This is a genomic window from Pelosinus propionicus DSM 13327 (assembly GCF_900114615.1).
GTDB classification, from domain to species: domain Bacteria; phylum Bacillota; class Negativicutes; order DSM-13327; family DSM-13327; genus Pelosinus; species Pelosinus propionicus.
The window spans coordinates 33,099-51,786 of the sequence record NZ_FOTS01000038.1; the positions used below are offsets into that span (position 1 = coordinate 33,099).

17 protein-coding genes, 4 tRNA genes and 1 pseudogene are annotated in these 18,688 nt (G+C 36.0%); 17 read left to right on the forward strand and 5 right to left on the reverse strand.

Features of this window, described 5'->3' with window-relative positions; all coding sequences use genetic code 11:
- The 3 genes from dat (at window position 1) to BMZ99_RS17945 (ending at window position 2,826) form a co-directional block, all read left to right on the forward strand.
- Window positions 1-861, forward strand: a complete 861-nt coding sequence (dat, locus tag BMZ99_RS17935; protein ID WP_090940532.1) for a D-amino-acid transaminase — start codon at window positions 1-3, stop codon at window positions 859-861.
- A 109-nt stretch (window positions 862-970) separates the two neighbouring features.
- Window positions 971-2,401: an MFS transporter gene (locus BMZ99_RS17940; protein ID WP_090940535.1), complete on the forward strand. Its 1,431-nt coding sequence runs from the start codon at window positions 971-973 to the stop codon at window positions 2,399-2,401.
- Window positions 2,402-2,496: 95 nt separating this feature from the next.
- On the forward strand, window positions 2,497-2,826 hold the full coding sequence (locus BMZ99_RS17945) for a hypothetical protein (RefSeq protein ID WP_090940582.1): 330 nt from the start codon (window positions 2,497-2,499) through the stop codon (window positions 2,824-2,826).
- Window positions 2,827-3,024: 198 nt separating this feature from the next.
- Here the strand turns inward: BMZ99_RS17945 and BMZ99_RS17950 are convergent, their stop codons facing one another.
- The 3 genes from BMZ99_RS17950 to BMZ99_RS17960 form a co-directional block, all read right to left on the reverse strand.
- Entirely contained in the window at window positions 3,025-3,762 is a 738-nt protein-coding gene (locus BMZ99_RS17950; protein ID WP_090940539.1) for a M48 family metallopeptidase, read from the reverse strand.
- An 84-nt stretch (window positions 3,763-3,846) separates the two neighbouring features.
- A tRNA-Leu gene (locus tag BMZ99_RS17955) sits at window positions 3,847-3,932 on the reverse strand.
- A gap of 206 nt (window positions 3,933-4,138) precedes the next feature.
- Window positions 4,139-4,224 (reverse strand) — tRNA-Leu (locus BMZ99_RS17960).
- A gap of 157 nt (window positions 4,225-4,381) precedes the next feature.
- On the opposite strand from BMZ99_RS17960, the gene BMZ99_RS17965 reads away from it, so the two are divergent.
- From BMZ99_RS17965 to BMZ99_RS18020, 12 genes are all read left to right on the forward strand, one after another.
- Window positions 4,382-4,744 (forward strand): hypothetical protein, encoded by a 363-nt coding sequence (locus BMZ99_RS17965; RefSeq protein ID WP_090940541.1) that lies wholly within the window; start codon window positions 4,382-4,384, stop codon window positions 4,742-4,744.
- Window positions 4,745-5,136: 392 nt separating this feature from the next.
- On the forward strand, window positions 5,137-6,276 hold the full coding sequence (locus tag BMZ99_RS17970) for a two-component system sensor histidine kinase NtrB (RefSeq protein WP_090940544.1): 1,140 nt from the start codon (window positions 5,137-5,139) through the stop codon (window positions 6,274-6,276).
- Window positions 6,277-6,384: 108 nt separating this feature from the next.
- On the forward strand, window positions 6,385-7,317 hold the full coding sequence (locus BMZ99_RS17975) for a L,D-transpeptidase (RefSeq protein ID WP_090940547.1): 933 nt from the start codon (window positions 6,385-6,387) through the stop codon (window positions 7,315-7,317).
- Between the two features lie 220 nt (window positions 7,318-7,537).
- Complete coding sequence (polA, locus tag BMZ99_RS17980) at window positions 7,538-10,162, forward strand: DNA polymerase I (RefSeq protein WP_090940550.1); 2,625 nt, start codon at window positions 7,538-7,540, stop codon at window positions 10,160-10,162.
- Window positions 10,163-10,189: 27 nt separating this feature from the next.
- The gene (mutM, locus tag BMZ99_RS17985; RefSeq protein ID WP_090940553.1) at window positions 10,190-11,014 is read left to right on the forward strand and encodes a DNA-formamidopyrimidine glycosylase; all 825 of its coding nucleotides are present in this window, start codon (window positions 10,190-10,192) and stop codon (window positions 11,012-11,014) included.
- Window positions 11,015-11,041: 27 nt separating this feature from the next.
- Window positions 11,042-11,656: a dephospho-CoA kinase gene (coaE, locus tag BMZ99_RS17990; protein ID WP_090940556.1), complete on the forward strand. Its 615-nt coding sequence runs from the start codon at window positions 11,042-11,044 to the stop codon at window positions 11,654-11,656.
- An 84-nt stretch (window positions 11,657-11,740) separates the two neighbouring features.
- A complete protein-coding gene (locus BMZ99_RS17995; RefSeq protein WP_090940559.1) occupies window positions 11,741-12,310 on the forward strand; it encodes a lytic transglycosylase domain-containing protein in 570 nt (189 codons plus the stop codon).
- A gap of 13 nt (window positions 12,311-12,323) precedes the next feature.
- Complete coding sequence (locus BMZ99_RS18000; protein WP_245755040.1) at window positions 12,324-14,009, forward strand: peptide ABC transporter substrate-binding protein; 1,686 nt, start codon at window positions 12,324-12,326, stop codon at window positions 14,007-14,009.
- 124 nt (window positions 14,010-14,133) lie between these two features.
- Window positions 14,134-14,219 (forward strand) — tRNA-Leu (locus BMZ99_RS18005).
- 49 nt (window positions 14,220-14,268) lie between these two features.
- Window positions 14,269-14,354, forward strand: a tRNA-Leu gene (locus BMZ99_RS18010).
- A 244-nt stretch (window positions 14,355-14,598) separates the two neighbouring features.
- A complete protein-coding gene (locus BMZ99_RS18015) occupies window positions 14,599-14,781 on the forward strand; it encodes a hypothetical protein (RefSeq protein ID WP_090940564.1) in 183 nt (60 codons plus the stop codon).
- A 162-nt stretch (window positions 14,782-14,943) separates the two neighbouring features.
- On the forward strand, window positions 14,944-15,618 hold the full coding sequence (locus BMZ99_RS18020; RefSeq protein WP_090940567.1) for a uracil-DNA glycosylase: 675 nt from the start codon (window positions 14,944-14,946) through the stop codon (window positions 15,616-15,618).
- A 67-nt stretch (window positions 15,619-15,685) separates the two neighbouring features.
- Here BMZ99_RS18020 and BMZ99_RS18025 read toward each other — a convergent pair whose 3' ends face one another.
- Together BMZ99_RS18025 and BMZ99_RS18030 are read right to left on the reverse strand one after the other, a co-directional pair.
- Window positions 15,686-16,942: an ATP-binding protein gene (locus BMZ99_RS18025; RefSeq protein WP_090940570.1), complete on the reverse strand. Its 1,257-nt coding sequence runs from the start codon at window positions 16,940-16,942 to the stop codon at window positions 15,686-15,688.
- Between the two features lie 144 nt (window positions 16,943-17,086).
- The gene (locus BMZ99_RS18030; protein WP_090940573.1) at window positions 17,087-17,977 is read right to left on the reverse strand and encodes a LysR family transcriptional regulator; all 891 of its coding nucleotides are present in this window, start codon (window positions 17,975-17,977) and stop codon (window positions 17,087-17,089) included.
- Between the two features lie 152 nt (window positions 17,978-18,129).
- Here BMZ99_RS18030 and BMZ99_RS26420 point away from each other — a divergent pair, with 152 nt between their 5' ends.
- Together BMZ99_RS26420 and BMZ99_RS18035 are read left to right on the forward strand one after the other, a co-directional pair.
- Window positions 18,130-18,288 (forward strand): hypothetical protein, encoded by a 159-nt coding sequence (locus BMZ99_RS26420; protein WP_175490606.1) that lies wholly within the window; start codon window positions 18,130-18,132, stop codon window positions 18,286-18,288.
- 182 nt (window positions 18,289-18,470) lie between these two features.
- Window positions 18,471-18,688 (forward strand): annotated as a pseudogene (locus tag BMZ99_RS18035) (IS3-like element ISBsp3 family transposase); the annotation flags it as partial.

Sequence of the window (18,688 nt, forward strand, 5' to 3'; positions counted from 1 at the left end):
ATGAAGGAACTAGGATTAATAAACGGTAGATTGGTTGATATGAATGAGAATGTTGTTACGATGGAAGATCGAGGGCATCAATTTGGTGATGGAGTATACGAAGTTACCAAAGTATATAATGGTAAATGTTTTGCTTTAAGGCCGCATTTAGAACGATTGTACCAGTCTTTGCGAGCTATTCGCATTCCTGCAACATATACTTTTGAAGAATTAGTTCAATTTCATGAGGCTTTAATCAAAGAAAGTGGTATTAAAGAAGGGGCCATTTACTTGCAAATTACACGAGGTGCTGCTCCACGAGTTCATCCTTTTCCTGAACAAGTGGTACCATGCTTGACAATGTCCATTCGACCTAGTGGACCTGTTAAGCAGGAATTACGAGATAATGGTGTGAACATTATACTGATACCTGATGAACGCTGGCTGCGCTGTGATATTAAATCCTTAAACTTATTAAGTAATGTACTAGGTAAGCAGCAGGCAAAAGAAGCTGGCTGCTATGAAGCGGTAATGGTAAGAGGCGATTATGTAACAGAAGGGACGAGCAGCAACTTTTTTGTAGTGAAGGATGGAGTGATTTGGACGCATCCAGCAACTAATTTAATTTTAAAAGGCATAACTCGTACAATTGTATTAGAAAGACTTGCAAAAGAGTTGGATTTGACTATTTTGGAAAAAGCATTTGACGTATCCTTTGTGAAAGGTGCTTCAGAAGCATTTTTAACAGGGACTAGTACTGAAATTATGCCTGTCGTTTCTATCGATGGAAAAATGGTCAATGCTGGAATTGTCGGTCCGATTACTCGTAAATTGCAAGATGCATATACGCAGCTAATTAATGACGAATGTGGACGGAATTAAAGTGCCCACTTAATCAAATGTGATATATATAAATAGCAAGGGATGGACCTTGCTATTTTTGTATATAGTAGTAAGAGAATTTGCATTTAATTTTTATGGGGGCTAAACGATGCAGGATAAGTTGAAGAATTTGCCTTATTATCGCTGGCTGATTTTTATTGTTACTGTACTGGGGACATTTATGGCTGTTTTAGATTCTAGCATTGTAAATGTAGCCCTGCCGCTGATAGCTGTTAGTTTTGGCGTCGAGCTAACAAATGTACAGTGGGTAGTGACCGCATATTTATTGGTTATTTCGAGCTTGCTGCCTTTATTCGGTAAGATCGGTGATATGTATGGGCGGCGTAAAATCTATCTCTTAGGATTTGCTATTTTCACAATGGGTTCACTATTGTGCAGTTTATCGAGTACAATTTGGTATTTAGTAGTTTCTAGGGTGTTGCAGGGCGCTGGTGCATCGATGTTAATGTCCAATGCTCCTGCAATTATAAGTGTAACATTTCCTGGTACAGAACGAGGGCGGGTTCTGGGAATGAATGGTACTGTAGTGGCATTGGCAGCTATGGCTGGACCGAGTTTAGGCGGAATTTTGGTAGGGCTATTTAATTGGAAATGGATTTTTTACATTAATTTGCCCATCGGAGTACTTGCATATCTGCTAGGATACTATATTTTACCTTTTGAAAAGAAATATGCATCAGGAACTTTCGACTTTAAGGGAGCCGTTTTATTTGCATTGGGAATGACAGGTTTACTTGTGGTATTAAGCGAAGGACATGAATGGGGGTGGAATTCCTTAATTACAGTTGGTATTGGTGTAATAAGTTTGCTATTATTGAGTAGTTTTATCTGGTTTGAAGGCAGAATTAAGGAGCCGATGATTGATTTATCTTTATTTAAACGTTGGCCTTTTCTTGCAGGAAATGCATCTGGTTTACTATCTTTCATGGCTATGTTCTCTAATAATATGTTGATGCCATTTTATTTGCATTCTGTATTATCGTTGACACCAACTCAGATTGGATTGGCAATAACACCTTTTCCATTATTGATGGCAATTGCTGCTCCTCTTAGTGGTTATTTATCGGAACGAGTTAGCCCTGTACTATTAACCAGCAGTGGTTTAGGAATTTTAATGCTAGGTTTGTTCTATTTGGCTGATTTAGATGCATATTCTACTATCTGGCATGTTGCTGTAGGTCAAGGTATTATGGGCATTGGCAATGGGATGTTTCAATCACCCAATAATAATAGCGTATTAAGTTCTGTGCCTGTTAGTAAAGTTGGGTTAGCAAGCGGAATTAGTGCTTTGATGCGCAATGTTGGGATGGTAAGTGGTACCGCAGTAGCCGTATCTGTCTTTGAAAGTAAAAGACAGCAAGTATTGGCAGAGACTTTAATTCTAAACCAGGATGCATATATGGGCGCCTTTTTGTCAGCGTATCATCTTGCATTAATGATTGGTGCCTGTTTTGCTGGCATAGGATTCATTATCTCATTAAGCAGAAAAGGGCATGTGCATTTAAGAGTTGTTAAGTGAAAGTTGTTTTTAATCAGTATATGTTTGGTAAAAAGTTGACAAGAGTATTATTTATTATTTATAGTAAAAGCATATCATTAAAAGGAGGGAATGGAATGAACCAAATATGGTTGCGGATTTTTATGGTAATGATTGGTGGCAATATTGTCAAATATATATTTATTAATCCTTATATTTGGGTATGTATTGATTTGGCGGTTTTTGGAATTGTCTATCTTGTTTTAAAACGGTATCCTTTTATTGATTTAAAGTCGAGCATGTCGTTTCTTGGTGGACTAACAGTTATTTCTATATTAGCGGATTTAGAGATTATTAGTAATCTTGTTAGTAGTGTTCTTATTATGGGATTGTTGGCATGGATGATGTTTGGCCGGTCACGTGGTTCAAATAATCGACCAGTGAATCGTCATAAATGGCATAAATAAAGAAGGGTTTTGCTACGTGAACCCAGAGATTGTGATTTTAAATTCTTGCTGCTATGATAAAAGACGTTTAACGTTGTTATAATTAACAATGTTAAACGTCCTTTTATTGGAGTTCAAATACAATATTCACAGCGTTCTTACCTTAATTGTATTCGGAGGAAATTCATACTAAAGTGAAATCCTTCTTTTAAAAAAGAGTTATGTGGAGCTGAGGAGGGTCATAATTAATACTCCATTCGCGTGAAGCCATTCACGACATTGCTTAAAGTGAGGTGAATACTTTCCTACTTCTTGCCAAAAGGATTTAGAATGATTTGGTATACGCAAGTGGCAAAGCTCATGAATGACCAAGTAATCAATGACATTTATTGGTGCCATGATGATTCGCCAATTATAATTAATATTACCTTTAGAAGAGCAGCTCCCCCAGCGGGTTTTTTGTTCTTTGATGGTAATTCGTCTTGGATTTACTTTTATGATCGACGCCCAAAATGCTGTTCTTGCTACTAAGGTATTAGTAGCATGATGAATGTACCACTGCTTAAGGATCTTTTCTGCTGTTTCATTTGTATTTTTCTCAGTTAAAGGGAACATATGCAGCATAATTTGATTCTCTTCTACATGAACTATAGGTTTGTGAATATCTTTACTCATAAATTTAAGGATATGGGGCTGTCCTAAAAAAAGTATTACAGCTTTATCGCAAACTGATTTATTAATGGGGTTAGATGCTGCAGCTGTCAGTTTTGTTATTTGTTTTACAATCCACTTTCTTTTTTCAAGTATTATTTCTTCAATGCCTTCTTTGGAAAAGCGGGTAGGGGCAGTAATAGTCAAATGACTAGATGAATTTAATTTTAACTGGACCGACTTTCGATTTTTTTGATATATGATAGTATATGTTAATTGATAATTGTCAATTTTAAATGTATGCATAATAGTCCTCATTAGACAGTGTAGTGCAGAAATCCTGCAGAAAAGAAAAAAGCCTCTAATTATCAATTAGAGGCTGTGAAATACTGGTGCCGAAGGCCGGACTCGAACCGGCACGTGGAGTACACGTCTGATTTTGAGTCAGGTGCGTCTGCCAATTCCGCCACTTCGGCATAATTTATATTGAGTGCTTAGCTCAACGAATATTATAATAACATAATAGATCGTTATTGTCAAGTTGCGGTCATGGAAAGTTGGATAAAAAAGTTATAATGAACTGTGAAAGTCAAATTTAGCTTAGTATTCGTCCTTGTGGTCAAAATTTTTTGTTTTTCATAAAAAAAAAGACTTAGCATAAATGCAAAGTCTTACAAAATACTGGTGCCGAAGGCCGGACTCGAACCGGCACGTGGAGTACACGTCTGATTTTGAGTCAGGTGCGTCTGCCAATTCCGCCACTTCGGCACGTGCTAAGTTGTTTGGTGTTAGGCTTTTGCTCACCAGACAATTGATATAATACCATGGTAAGAATTATCTTGTCAAGAATAATATCTGTGATTTGTATAATTATTTATTTTTTGGAAATAATTCTATCATATATGGAGATGAGGAGGATGACATTATGGCAACGAAAATGGGGCGTTTACCTGTAAAAAAAGTTTTATTGAATAGCAAAACTGTTAGTGATGAAGGTGAATATGAATTTATTATCGATTGTGATTCGATTTATTTTGATGTAGGGTATGATAATGAAGGTAATTTGCAATTTGTCGATCAGTATTTTTATACAGACCGTAATCCTCAAGGTGATTTAAATTCTGCTGCTGAGCAAAGTCTTCTATTAAGTGTTGACGATAACGATTTTCCTGTGAAAAGTTATCTTTTAGCGAAGCAAGAACAAGGGAATGAATGGCTGCGGTTTCATGCGGTAGTGCCTAAAACAGTTGATCCTGGATATTTTCATCAAAAATACCTTGGGGAATAAATAGTAATCTTTTTAATCAATTTCATATCTATAGAGATAGCATCTTTGCTGTCTCTATTTTTCTTAAAGCATTGTCCTTGATTATATGTAACAATATGGTAAAATACATTAAAAATGTAATAATATGGTAAATAATACAATTGAGCGTAAAAATGTCATAGCAAATAAAACTTATTGTGTCGAAATGAAGTAGAAAAGTGAGTGGGGATACGCTTGTTAAAACTAGGGTATTGAGACTTTGCATAAGAATATTCGACAAAACAGGCTGGTTTACTTAGAATTATGTCGCAATTTTACGAAAAGAACTTAGTCTAATTTAGCAGGACTTACAATTATTTACAAGAATATAAAGTATCACTTTAATAAATAGGAAGGTAAGGAGAGGGCAAAATATGTACTTAGCGGCAGCTTCGCAAAATAGATTAGTACATTTAGTTAAAGAAGATGAGTATAAAGAATATTTTGAGTCGACGACAAATGGAATCATACATCTTGACCGAGAAATGCGTATAAAAAGTTTGAATCGGGAAGCGGAACGAATTGGAGGAGTGGCTCATTCTGCTGTAATCGGAAAACGGGCGGAATTTGTTTTTCGAAAATACGGTGAACAATTCTTGAAAATCTTTGATATTTCAGAATATGAGGACATTAAGACTGCTAATATTAGTTTGAAAAGTAATGATCAAATCATTTATCTACACATCGATGCATTGAGGCTGGTTGATTCGCTGGGTGAATTCAATGGGATGATTGTTATATTACAGGATGTGTCTGCTGTAAGAGCCGCTATAAAGCAAATACAGACTACACAAATGCTAGTATCATTGGGAGAATTAGCAGCTGGTGTAGCACATCATGTACGAACTCCTTTAACCACCATTAGCGGGTATCTGCAAGTTATGTTAGGGCGTATTGATGATGACAAGTATACTGTGCGTCGTGATGTATTGGAAACTTTATTGGGTGAAGTTTCCTATATCAATGATGTAGTAAAAGAATTAATTCTTTTTGCAAAACCTCCTGTGCAAAAAGAGCCGGGTGTTGATTTGAATCGTTTGATGGAAGAAGCACTATTGCTGAGTTTTAAAGATTTAGGTGGCGAAAAGATTAATATTAATAAAGAATTGGCTAAGAATCTTCCTGTTATTACTGCGGACAAAAATCTTATAAAGCAAGCGGTTATGAATATTATGCAAAATGCAATAGAATCCATGGATGGGGAAGGGATATTGAGTATAAAATCTTGGATGAATGCAGAGCTTAGTATGCTGGTGCTTGCAATCAATGATACTGGGACAGGAATAACACCAGAAATATTGTCACGCATATTTGAACCTTTTTACACAACTAAATTGGATCGAGTCGGATTGGGGTTGCCTATTGCCAATCGTATTATTACAGAACATGGTGGTTTTGTTAATATTAGTGTAGGCGAGAAAGGTGGTACGAAAGTACATGTTTATTTGCCAATTGTTGATGACTGTACCAATCGCTTAGCAGTAGTGCATCAACAAATCTTAAATTTACAATAACGTAATCCTTAATATTTAAGAGCAAGAAATTATAGATCCAGTCATATGCACAGAACATCCTTCATATATGTTTAGTGTTCTTTAATTTTTGACAAAGAAGGGATGTCTGTGTTTGGTTTTTCAAGGATTATACGTAGCATATTTTTCTTATTGTCTTTTATCCTCTTGCCTATTGGTGTGGCGGCTCAGCAAAATGATGTACCTCAAATTATTATCAATTTGCCTAGTCGCACTTTGCAATTGTATCATGGTAATATCATGAGCAAAGAATATTATGTAGCAATTGGTAAGCCCTCTACACCAACCCCTATGGGTAGTTTTTATATTGTCAGTAAGGAACGTAATCCCGTTTGGATTCCCCCAGGACGTAATTATGTTGTAATGCCAGGACCTGATAATCCATTAGGATATCGTTGGATGGAGTTCTTGCCTTTATATGGAATACATGGAACCAACGCCCCTTGGACAATTGGCATGGCAGTGTCGAATGGCTGCGTGCGAATGCGAGAAGAGGAAGCAGAAGAACTGTTTGAAATTGTTATGAATGGTACGCCTGTAACAATACTCTACGAGCGGATTAGAATTGATCTTGAAAAGAGTGGGAGAGCATCGATTGGCATCTATCCGGATGTTTATGGCTATAAAACAATTACTTTAGCTGATGTAAACGCAAAATTAGCTGAATATGGATATGAGGGATTTGTGAATGAAGAATTTTTGTCGGCGATTCTAAGAGAAGAGAGCGGCAAACAAGTAGAATTTGCCAGGGATCAGAACATAATAATAAATCATACTCGATTGGAACAGAAAGGAATTTTGGTTGGCAATTCCGCTTATCTGCCAGTTTGGGCTGTTGCTGCAGCTTGTAAAAGTGGTTTTATATGGGATGCTAAGAAAGAGTTAATTTGGAAAGATAATATTGCATATCAAGGTCTGATAAAAAATGATATTATTTATAGTAAAATAGAAAATATTGAAAAGCTATTTAATTTGCGGACTGATTTTCAAGAAAATGATGAATTAGAGCTCAATAGTGATTAAAGGCAGCATTGTGTAGCGATATTAGTATCAATATAAATGTTATTTATTAGAGTACTGATAAAAGCAGCTTATTTAGCATAAAATAGAAAAAGGATGCCGGGATAGATTTCCTTCTATTCCAGCATCCTTTTTGAATAAAAAAATAGCAAAGAAAAAGGTATTTTGCAGCTGTTTAGCTAAGTATATTAAGTTGAAATTTATTAATTAAGGTGGTAAGCATATGCCTGAAACATTTATAATCATCGATGGAAGTAGCTTGGTACATAGGGCGTTTTACGCTTTACCCCCATTGACTACAGGTAATGGACAATATACAAATGCAGTATATGGTTTTACAACTATGCTGGTAAAATTACTTGGTGAGTTAAAACCAGATTATATGGTTGTTGCTTTTGATAAAGGTAAAATTACTTTTCGTAATGACGTATATGCTGATTATAAGGCACAGCGTAAGCCAACGCCAAGAGAGTTATCGGAACAATTTCCATTGACGAAAGAGGTGCTGGCAGCATTAGGAATTACGCAGCTGGAAGAAGCCGGGTATGAGGGCGATGATATTATTGGAACGTTAGCGGCTAAAGCAGGAAAAGCAGGGCATGAAGTAATCATTGTCACTGGCGATAGAGATGCCTTGCAATTAATTAGTTCTCATACCAAAGTAATGCTAACAAAAAAAGGTATTTCTGATATGGATACTTTCGATACAGATGCTTTTTTAGCGAAATATAATGTGACTCCACAGCAACAAATTGATCTCAAAGGTTTAATGGGAGATACTTCGGATAATATTCCTGGCGTTCCAGGGGTCGGAGAAAAAACGGCAATAAAGCTAATCGCCGAATATGGCTCTATTGAAAATGTTTTGGAGAATATTGAAAATATTTCAGGAAAGAAATTACAGGAAAACTTACGTAATAATAAAGAGCTTGCATTGCTGTCAAAACAATTGGCGACGATTAAATGTGATATGAACATCGATTTCGCAAAGTATGACTTTAGAATCCATCCTAATCTTGAAACAATGAAAGAACTTTTTGCAAAATTTGAATTTAAAAGCCTTCTAGCGCGAGTACATAGTATATTTCCTGGATATGAGCAAGAGCAAGAAGTTGAGGCAGAAGCGCTGCCTCAACTTGATGAGATAACCGACGCCGTTGAGATAGCTGGTCTAATTACACAGATACGGAAAATCGGAATATTAGAATTCTATCCACTCATTATAGGAGATTTACCTAATCTTCATATGAGTGGTATAGCAATCATCTTGGAAGGGGAAATCAAATACATTTCTAGTGAAACAACAGGATGGCAGGAATTGCTCACTTTATTTCCAGATGCGTCGATTATGAAAGTCACTCATGATGCTAAGAAAATGTATCATGCATGCGCAAGTATGGGCACTATATTGGGAGGGCTTGTATTTGATACGATATTGGCAGCATATCTTCTGGAACCTACAGCAAATGACTATTCTCTTGCAATACTGAGAGAAAAATATCTTGGGAAATTCAGTACGATCCAATGGCAGAAAATACATCATGAACCTATTTTTACTGTATGGGCGATTGAAGTCATACATGAAATATACCCTATACTAAAACAAGGTCTAATCGACAATGAACTGATTCATTTGTTTAACGAAATAGAACTTCCCTTAATTGAGGTATTATCCGTAGTTGAAAATCACGGAATTAAAGTTGATCGTGAATATTTGCAAATTATGTCAGTGGAAATTGGTGCAAAGATTGAGTTACTATTAACTAAGATCTATCAATATGCGGGTGAAACCTTCAATGTGAACTCTCCAAAGCAGTTAGGAGTCATTCTGTTTGAAAAGCTGCATCTACCTGCTATGAAAAAAACAAAAACTGGATACTCTACTGACGCAGAGGTATTGGAAAAATTAGCAGGTCAACATGCTATCGTGGATACGATTCTAGAATATAGAATGTTAGCCAAACTAAAATCAACCTATTTGGATGGAATGGCGGATCTGGTTTCTCGTGCAACAGACCGTATACATACCACTTTTAATCAAATGGTGACGGCTACAGGCAGACTCAGCAGTTCGGAACCAAATTTGCAGAATATCCCGATACGTACTGAAATGGGTAAGAAAATTCGAGAGATATTTATACCTGGTGCAGGGTATGATTATCTAATGTCTGCAGATTATTCTCAAATTGAGCTGAGAGTTTTAGCTGATATGTCAGGTGATGCAAATCTCATTGAATCTTTTGCCAAGGAGCAAGATGTGCATACCCGTACTGCGGCAGAAGTTTTTGAAGTTCCGATGGAAGAAGTTACCTCAGAATTGCGCTCAAGAGCTAAGGCTGTAAATTTTGGTATTGTTTATGGTATCAGTGATTATGGTTTATCACGTGATACAGGTGTCAGCCGTAAAGAGGCGAGCCAATATATTGAGAATTATTTTACTAAATATAATGGTGTAAAAACGTTTATGGATAGAGCTGTTAGTGAAGCGCATCAGCAAGGGTATGTTACTACTTTGCTGGGACGTCGCCGCTATTTGCCTGATATAAATAGCAAAAATTTTAATCAACGCTCCTTTGCTGAGCGTACTGCGATGAACACTCCTATTCAGGGAACGGCTGCTGATATTATAAAAAAAGCGATGGTTGATGTATATCGAGCATTGAAGAAAGAAAAATTACAAAGTCGTATCCTATTGCAAGTACATGATGAATTGGTACTAGAAGTACCGAGTGATGAAGTAGAGCAAGTCTCTAGAATAGTTAAAGAAGCAATGGAAAAAAGTCTGATTTTAAAAGTCCCACTAGTTGTGGATGTGAAAATCGGAAAAAATTGGGCAGATGCGAAATAATATCAATGATTTGACAGGAGGTCAAGTATGCCAGAAATGCCAGAGGTAGAAATCATTCGACGCAGCCTAATCGATAAAGTTTCAGGGCGTACGATTGTAGCAGTTGAATTTTTATTGTCGCGATTGGTGAAATGGCCGTCAGCAGCAGAGTTTCAAGCTGTATTAACTAACAGAAAAGTGGAGACTGTAGCTAGAAAAGGTAAATATTTACTATTTCATTTAGACGATAAACAAGTCTTAGTTATACACCTTCGCATGACAGGACGGTTGCAATATATCTCACGAGATGGAGAAAAAGATAAGTTTACTCGTATTATATTTAAATTAGATAATGGTGATGTATTGGTATATGCGGATACTCGTACATTAGGAACCTTGTACTTAATGCCCTTTGATGAATTATGGAGAATTGCTGGTCTTTTTACGATGGGACCAGAGCCTTTAACTCCTGAATTTTCGTTAGTTTACTTAACGGAAATGTTAAAAAAACACCATGGGAAGATTAAAGCGATCCTATTGAATCAAAAATATATAGGAGGATTGGGGAATATCTATGTGGATGAGTGCATGGCCATCGCTGGTATTCATCCAGAGCGTATCGCTAGTAGTTTAAGTGAAAGTGAAAATGAAAAATTGTATCATGCGATTAATAAGGTAATTGCAGATGGTATAGAGCATGGTGGAACGACCTTCCGTGATTACCGTGATGGTGATGGGAAAAGCGGTAGCCATCAGCATCACCTTAATGTATATGGACGCAAAGATGAGCCGTGCCTTTCTTGCGGTACACTGATCCATCGAATAGAGGTAGCGGGACGTGGAACTCATTTTTGTCCGAAGTGTCAAAAATAAGCACCGAATTGTGGGAGGAACGCTTACATGTATGTGATTGGTCTAACTGGTGGGATTGCAAGTGGTAAAAGTACGGTAAGTTCCATGTTGGCAAAATTGGGAGCTTACATTATTGACACAGATAAAATAGCTCGTGAAGTGGTAATGCCTAAGCAGCCTGCTTTACTTTCGATTGTAGCTCACTTTGGTAATGCAATTATGCTGCCAGATGGAAATGTGGATCGGAAAATGTTAGGAAATATCATATTTCAAAATCCCCAGGAACGTTCCTGCTTAGAGAAGATGATTCATCCCTATATTGAAGCAGAAGTTAATACTTGCATTAAAAAAGCGGAGCAGCTGGGGCATAAAGCTGTTGTTATCGATGTACCATTACTGTTTGAAGCAGGGTGGCAAAGTAAAGTTGATGAGATTTGGGTAGTTTATGTCGACCCTTCAGTACAACTTTCACGGTTGATCTCGCGGAATCAGTTAACAAACAAAGAGGCAATGGATCGAATTAATTCTCAACTGAATATAACTGAAAAAGCTAAGCAGTCTCACTTGATAATTGATAATACGTTAGATATTGAAAATACAAAACATCAAGTTATAACAGCATGGCAGAGTATATGTGAAAAAATGAATAAAATTAAAGTATGAAGGACTCGTTGTTCTACTTTCCTCGTATTTTGAGTAGAATTTTGTAGGATGAGTACCTACTAACATAGTGACGGAGTGATTTTTTTGCGGATTTTAACCCGGATGAAAATCCTGGTGAGGAATATCATAATATTGGCTATTATTGCGTATGGAATATATAATACAGATTGGTTTCAAAAAAAATATATTTATCCTTTTCCTTACCAGGATATTGTGTATCAGTATGCCTTGGAAAGAGAGTTGGATCCCTTTCTTGTTGCAGGTGTGATACGAACAGAAAGTAAATTCGATGCAAAAGCTCTATCTCCTAAGGGGGCTCTAGGTTTGATGCAGATGATGCCTGAAACGGCAAAGTGGGTAGCTGAGCAGATGGAAAAGCATGATTTTGCTACTATGCAGCTAGAAAATCCTGAAATAAATATTAGTATGGGAACATGGTATTTAGCATCTTTAAAAAAAGAATTTAAGGGTAATGAAGTGCTAATGTTAGCTGCTTATAATGGCGGCAGGGGCAATGTAAAGCAGTGGATGGGACAATATTCATGGGATATGTCATTTCGAGATTCTAAAAAAATCCCTTTTGGAGAAACTAAAAAATATGTAGATCGTGTTTTAGAAAGTAAAAAACGCTATCAGGAGTTATATGGTAGATAGGAGAGCGGTAGCTTTGCAATATGAAAGATATAAGATGAATAATCTGGTGCTTTTGAGAAGAATTGTAATGGTGATTGGACGCAAATGCAGTAGAATACTGTGTTTGCTAATACTTCTTGCATTAACGAGTGGCTGCAATTCTAAAAGCCTGCCAGTCTCCCCGAAGAATGAAATTAAACCAGGAGGCCAGCTCGTTTATGGCAGTTTGCAAGAGCCAAACACATTAAACCCATTCTTATCTGATCTTTTAGCAACTGCAGAGGTTAGCAGTTTGATCTTTAGCAGCTTGGTAATAAATGATGCAAAGGGAGAATGGCTGCCGGATCTTGCCCTTGAAGTTCCTACTTTGCAAAATGGCGGAGTAAGTCCTGATGGTTTAACTGTAAAATATAAACTTCGTCCTGGCGTGACTTGGCATGATGGTAAAGCTTTCACTTCCGAAGATGTTAAATTTACTTGGCAGATGATTATGAATTCAGGCGTTAATGTAATGTCCAGAGAAGGTTATGACAAAATTCGGACTATCGATACACCTGACAGCTATACGGTGGTTATACAATATAGAGAATTTTATCCATCGTATTTAACTTTATTTAAAAGTGTTTTGCCAAAGCATATATTAGAAAAAGAAGACATCAATAAATCTTCTTTCAATCGAGCTCCCATTGGTACAGGCCCTTTTAAGCTTAAGGAATGGCATATGTCTGAATCTCTTTTATTAGAAGCCAATACAGCGTATTATCGCGGCAAACCTACCCTTGATTCTATTCTTTATAAAGTCATACCTGATACAAATGTTATGCTCAGTCAGCTAAAAGTTGGGGCATTGGATATTGTAACCAATATACCTTTATCTCTAATCGATCAAATTAAGGGTGTTGAAGGTGTTCAGGTGCTCAATACCCCTAATATGATATGGGAGCATGTTGACTTTAATTTAGATAATACTTTGTTTCAGGATGTTAAGGTGCGGCAAGCGATTGCTTTAGGTATTGACAGGCAAGCTCTTATTGCAAATGTGTTAAAAAATTCAGCAAGTACAGCTGTAAGTGATCAATCCCCTTTATCTTGGGGATTTAACTCTGCAATAATGCCAGCTGCACATAATGTAGCAGCAGCTCGCGAACTTTTGTCTCAAGCTGGCTGGCAGCAAGGAACCGATGGGATTTTTGCAAAAGATGGACGAAAGTTATCTTTCTCTCTTAGTGTGCCGATGGGGAACAAAGCACGAGAGCTTGCTGCACAGGCGATATCTTATCAATTAAAAGAAGTTGGAATCCAGGCAGAAGTTAAGATAGTAGACGGAAAAAAATTCTTTGATGATCTTTTAAAAAATCGTCAGTTTGAAACTGCTATGTATGCTTGGGTTGCTGGAGTTGACCCGAATAATTTTAATTTGTGGAATTCTAAAAAGATACCAAATAGAAACAATCAATATGCTGGCCAGAATTATTCTGGTTGGAGAAATGCAGAAATTGATGCTTTGACAGATCAAGGCATCCATACTGTGGACATTGAAAATCGGAAACAAATATCCTTTCGTATTCAAGAGTTGATTATACAAGAATGTCCAATCATACCTCTTTATTTCAGACACAATATCGATGTGGTAAAAAAGACGGTTATAAATTATCAGGCTAATCCAACGCCTTCGGGTAATTTGTGGAATGCTTGGCAATGGGGTTTTACGTCAAAGTAATAGTAAGAGAATACCAATTGGCAAAGATAATTGAAAATCTTGTTGACATTTTGTTATGAAAAGGTATAATAGTATATGTCGGCAAAACAAATCACTATAAAGTTGTGCTGAAGTAGCTTATAATGCGGTCGTGGCGGAACGGCAGACGCGCTAGATTCAGGTTCTAGTGAGGGAAACTTCGTGGAGGTTCAAGTCCTCTCGACCGCACCAACATTATTATGTTTATTTTACCAAACAAATGTGCTTGCATATTTTATTTGCGGTAGTGGCGGAACGGCAGACGCACCAGCTTGAGGGGCTGGCGGGGGCAACCTCGTGATGGTTCAAATCCATTCTACCGCACCAATTCTTAACTAATGGCTTATAAGCTCTTGCTTATAAGCCTTTTTAATTTATTTCAACTTTTTTTAATACAATTAGAGAATTTTCTGAGGATATAAGGTTAATTGTTATTATAATAATTAAAAGTGTATATTGTATTCATAAAAAGAAAGTTATTGTTTTAACAAAGTAAGTATGTTAAAATAATAACAAGGAAAGAAGTAAGAATTATCCGACAATATTATAATGATAATAGGAGGGAATTTAAATGTATAAAAATGTTATAAAAAGTAAGAAATATCTATGTGATAATTGCCATTATCCCTTTATCATTTCAACTGAAAAGGGAGAATTGCCAACAAACTGTCCGTTCTGTAATACTCCTTTCACTTGTGGAGCACCTGATATTTCTTTTGATGGCTTTGAAAGTGAAGAATATCTAAAAAAATAATAAGAGTTTGTAGGAAGATTTTGCTAAATTGCTCTTGAAAAGTCTTTAGAATTTTTTCTAAAGACTTTTTTCATCAATAATCAGTCGGCTATATGTCTGTGATAGGCTAAAGGTATTTGATTAACTTTTTATGTATGTTATAATGAAAAACGGTGATGAAATATGATAATATTTAAAAATGATTGGCAAGAGTTGCTTGAAGATGAATTTAAAAAAGACTATTACTTAAATCTAAGACAATTTCTAATACAAGAATATCGAACTAAGACTGTTTATCCTGATAAATATGATATTTTTAATGCTCTCCATTATACAGCTTATCAAGATGTAAAAGTGGTTATATTGGGGCAGGATCCATATCATGGTCCGAATCAGGCTCATGGATTAAGCTTTTCAGTGAAGCCGGGGATTCAGCCTCCTCCATCTCTAATGAATATATATAAAGAACTTAAAGATGATATGGGCTGTTATATACCGAATAATGGCTATCTTAAAAAGTGGGCAGACCAGGGCGTACTACTTCTTAATACTGCTCTCACTGTCCTAGCTGGACAAGCGAATTCTCATAGGAATATGGGATGGGAACAGGTAACAGATAAGATTATCAGCTTATTAAACCAAAGAGAAGAACCTATTGTATTTATTCTATGGGGAAGTAATGCTCAATCGAAGACAAGCTTAATTACTAATAAGAACCACCATATTATTAAATCAGTTCATCCCAGTCCATTATCTGCATGCAGAGGATTTTTTAAGAGTAAGCCTTTTTCGAAAGCGAATGCACTTTTAGAATCAAGTGGAACAAGTCCAATCCATTGGCAAATTGATAATCTATAATGATTTGCAGGTTTTTATAAAAAATATATAAAAAAAGACCTTAACTTCAAAGTTAAGGTCTTTTTGTTTATTGCTGACTTAAAAGATGATTAATAAATTGCTGCCCTGTTCGTCCTGAGCGTCCGTTATGTTGCCGTTCCCATCTTAACGCTGCAGCATGCAATTCTTCTACTGGCAGATTGATTTTATTTTTAAATGCTAGTTGCTCTACAATCATAAGATATTCTACCTGACTTGGAGACAAGTAGGTGAGAGTGATGCCGAAGCGATCTGACAAGGACAATTTTTCATTCACTGTGTCAAAACGATGCACATCGTCTGAAGTTCCTTTTCGATCGTCCCAAGTTTCCTTGATTAAATGCATTCTGTTAGAAGTGGCATAAATGAGGACGTTAGGTGGTGTTGTTTCCACGCCGCCATCAATGATAGATTTTAAATATTTATATTCAATTTCAAATTCTTCAAAAGACAAATCATCAAGAAAAATAATGAACTTCTGAGAATAGTCCCTGAGAATTCTCAGTAATTGATTTAAAGATTTTAGTTCTAATTTAGAAACTTCTATAAGACGAAGGTTTTTGAAAATAGGTTCATTTAAAAGTGCTTTAACAGAAGAAGACTTTCCTGTTCCTGGAGAGCCAATCAGTAAAATATTATTTGCGGGTTTATCCTTAATAAAGGCAAGAGTATTTTGTAACAAAGTTTCCTTCTGATGCTCGTATCCTGTGATATCCTGCATTTGAATGGTATCATAATTCTTTATCCCTACAAGGCCTATACTGCTGTTCCATCGCAAAGCAGTATAATCAGACATAATGCCGCAGGAATAGTGAGAATAGTGATTCGCTAGTTCTTGAACCAGAACATCAATTGGGGTTTCTATTACTGCAGCAAAATGATTATAGAGGGTTGATAGATTTCCTTCTTTGCAGCAGACGGTTGGCACAAAATCTTGAATCAAATCAATGTAATCTGTTCCTGTTATGGCAGGTAAATCTCGAAACAGAAAATCTCTAAAAATTTTGCAATCATGCAGTGCAGCCTGATATAAACTGGAATTTGTAGCAAGTGTTCCATTGCTTTTTTCAACTGTTTTGCTAAAAAGATTTTCATCTTTAGAAATTAAATAAATTATATAATTTTTTATTAGATCTCCTTCTAAATGCAATTGTTCTGCCTTGATTAAAAGTTCACTATATAATTCATAGTATATATAATGAGGGCAATTTCTTTCCCAGAGCAGTTGCAATTTTTTTATAATGTTGTCAGAGAGAATATTACGATAGAGTAATAAATTTTGTAGCGCAAATTGTTTGTTATTCATACTGAATCCTTCTTTCTATTATTTAAGGCTTAGTTCCGGTGAAAAATGATAATATAGCAAATAGTAAGTCATTGACTATATTATTTGCTATTCACATAAAAAAACCTTCTCCAGTATTAGAATACGGAGGAGGTTTTAGTAAGTCTATTCATTTGATGCAAAATAATCCTCAGCAAACTGTAACCATAAACGTGCGGCGTGAGACATAAAACGCCCTTTTTTCCATATGATGGACATGCTGTGTATAATCTGAGGTCGTACTAATGGTACGGAAATGATGCGATCGGCGTCTAACTCTTTACATACTTCACTAGGCAAGAATGCAATGCCCAGATTTGCAGCTACGATTTGCGTCATAAGCTCACGCTGAGAAGTTTCAAAAATAACGTTAGGAGAAAAACCTGCTTTTTTGCACTGATTTATAATTTCATCATGCAGACTGAAATCTTCACTGTATAATACAAAAGATTCATTTGATAATGCTGCTAGTTCAATTGAAGATAATTGACCTATAGGGTTCTGAGAGGAGACGATGACGAAAAGGGGGTCATTGGTAAAAGAACGGGAGTCAAAGTGCTCACTATCGGGTACAATGCAGATTACACCAATATCTAAGGTGCCGTCTTGGATCGCCAGTGCCACTTTTTTTGATCCATATTCTGATAGGTTGATTTCGATTTGTGGATACTTCTTTTTAAATTCTCCCAGCAACTCAGCAAATATGGTAGAACCAGTAATTGGAGGCAGACCGATAAAAATTTTGCCTTTTTCCATTTTGATTTTATTTTCGAATTCTGTAGTAAGATTATGAAACATAACTACTACTTGTTGTGCCTGATCTAAGAAGATCGTACCTGCATCGGTCAACTGTACGTATTTCGAAGTTCGATTAAACAAGGACGTTCCCAGTTCGGCTTCTAAATCTTTTATCATTTTACTGATTGCTGACTGAGATACGTGAGTTATATTGGCGGCTTTACTAAAACTTTTTTGACGAGCAACTTCAACAAAATATTCTAAATGTCGTATATCCATAGGTAACACCTCTAAATATATTTTACTATCTATTTCGGTAATAGTAAAGATTACAATTATATATTTTACTTATAAGAAGATTAGATTTAAAATGAAGACAGAGAAACAAGAGAGAGAAAGACATCTTATTTAGAGAGTGAGGAGATGCTTCTATGATTAATCAACAGGCATATCAAAAAAAATTTATAGGAGGAATGAATCTTATGGAAAAAGATAAAACAAGAGTAGAAAAAACAAATGTTAAGAAAAATAAAAATGTAGATATTACGCAAACTAAAGAATTTTGGTCCACATTAGCTGTGCTAAGTTAATAAATAAAATAGTTGTTCATTTAAAAGCGCTTCCTGAATATACGTAAGATGTATTTATAAAGAAAAGCTCTACATTCCGAACGTGAACTGAGCCCCTTGTATTGGACATTTTAGAAAAAGTCCAATACAAGGGGTATTTTTGAGTTTATAATCAATAGTATTAAATCTTTCGGAGGATAATAATGAGCAAGATCTTGTACAACAATTTAGAGCAAAGCCTATTACTGAAAAATTCGAATGTGATTAAAGTATCTGACCGTTCCATATCCTATCATACTGATTTTAAAGTTAAAGCTGTTCGAGAGTATTTAACCGGAAAAACACCTAATCAAATTTTTATCGAAAATGGATTTAATCTTGAACTTATAGGATATGAAAAGCCTAAGGGATGCTTACGCCG

Excerpts from the sequence above, each read along its gene's own strand:
- dat (WP_090940532.1), top strand. The coding sequence starts at position 1 with ATGAAGGAACTAGGATTAATAAACGGTAGATTGGTTGATATGAATGAG.
- BMZ99_RS18015 (WP_090940564.1), top strand. The coding sequence starts at position 14,599 with ATGTATAAAAATGTTATAAAAAGTAAGAAATATCTATGTGATAATTGC.
- BMZ99_RS17965 (WP_090940541.1), top strand. The coding sequence starts at position 4,382 with ATGGCAACGAAAATGGGGCGTTTACCTGTAAAAAAAGTTTTATTGAAT.
- polA (WP_090940550.1), top strand. The coding sequence starts at position 7,538 with ATGCCTGAAACATTTATAATCATCGATGGAAGTAGCTTGGTACATAGG.
- BMZ99_RS18025 (WP_090940570.1), bottom strand. The coding sequence starts at position 16,942 with ATGAATAACAAACAATTTGCGCTACAAAATTTATTACTCTATCGTAAT.
- BMZ99_RS17970 (WP_090940544.1), top strand. The coding sequence starts at position 5,137 with ATGTACTTAGCGGCAGCTTCGCAAAATAGATTAGTACATTTAGTTAAA.
- BMZ99_RS18020 (WP_090940567.1), top strand. The coding sequence starts at position 14,944 with ATGATAATATTTAAAAATGATTGGCAAGAGTTGCTTGAAGATGAATTT.
- BMZ99_RS18030 (WP_090940573.1), bottom strand. The coding sequence starts at position 17,977 with ATGGATATACGACATTTAGAATATTTTGTTGAAGTTGCTCGTCAAAAA.
- BMZ99_RS17945 (WP_090940582.1), top strand. The coding sequence starts at position 2,497 with ATGAACCAAATATGGTTGCGGATTTTTATGGTAATGATTGGTGGCAAT.
- BMZ99_RS26420 (WP_175490606.1), top strand. The coding sequence starts at position 18,130 with ATGATTAATCAACAGGCATATCAAAAAAAATTTATAGGAGGAATGAAT.
- BMZ99_RS17950 (WP_090940539.1), bottom strand. The coding sequence starts at position 3,762 with ATGCATACATTTAAAATTGACAATTATCAATTAACATATACTATCATA.
- mutM (WP_090940553.1), top strand. The coding sequence starts at position 10,190 with ATGCCAGAAATGCCAGAGGTAGAAATCATTCGACGCAGCCTAATCGAT.
- BMZ99_RS17940 (WP_090940535.1), top strand. The coding sequence starts at position 971 with ATGCAGGATAAGTTGAAGAATTTGCCTTATTATCGCTGGCTGATTTTT.
- coaE (WP_090940556.1), top strand. The coding sequence starts at position 11,042 with ATGTATGTGATTGGTCTAACTGGTGGGATTGCAAGTGGTAAAAGTACG.